The sequence below is a fragment of the Salinimicrobium oceani genome, from assembly GCF_012037645.1.
Genome location: NZ_JAAVJR010000163.1, coordinates 1 through 668 on the forward strand (window position 1 = coordinate 1; position 668 = coordinate 668).

The 668-nt window shown below is 41.9% G+C and carries 1 protein-coding gene; it reads left to right on the plus strand.

Annotation, left to right across the window (positions count from 1 at the left end):
- Nucleotides 1-271: 271 nt before the first annotated feature.
- The coding region (locus tag HC175_RS16035) for a DUF5118 domain-containing protein (RefSeq protein ID WP_168139413.1) at nucleotides 272-668 on the plus strand (397 nt) is incomplete at its 3' end.

Here is a 668-nt window from a genome sequence, read left to right on the forward strand (position 1 = left end):
TCTCTCAGATGAACCCTTGTTAGAACCCGGAATGTTGATGAGACAACTCAAAGCCGAAAATGCCTTTGACGCCAATCTTATAATTCCTGCTGTTGGGGAAGTAGTTTCAATTGGAAACAATTAGCAATCAACAATTAACAATGATCAGGTGAGGATTTGAAAATTTGAAGATAAGTTCTACTTCGCACTTCCAATGTACATCATTCATACTTCGTACCTCAAACTTCTAACTTCTTTTTTTTATCTTGGGGAACTTAAAACTCCATAACCCATGATAAAAAAGTTACCGGTCTACGGGCTGTTGCTCGCGGTTGGCGTAAGTTGTCAAACGCAGCAGGCGGTGCCCGAGGCAAAAAAAGATGAAAAAAAACCTGCGCAAATGAAATCCAACATCAAACCCTATAGTGAAGTGGTCACTTCTGAAGCTAAAAGCGATGAAGGCCTTTTCACGGTACACCTTGTAGGAGATAAACTTTATTTTGAGGTTCCGCTCGAGCTGCTTGAAAAAGATATCCTTCTGGTAAGCCGTATTGCGGGAGTCCCTGCCGGTTTTGGTGGTGGTTATGTCAATGCCGGTTCCAAGGTAAATGAACAGGTAGTGCGATGGTCAAAAAGAGGCGATCATCTTGATATGAAGGTGATCAGTTTTGAAAATGAGAGCGAAGAAG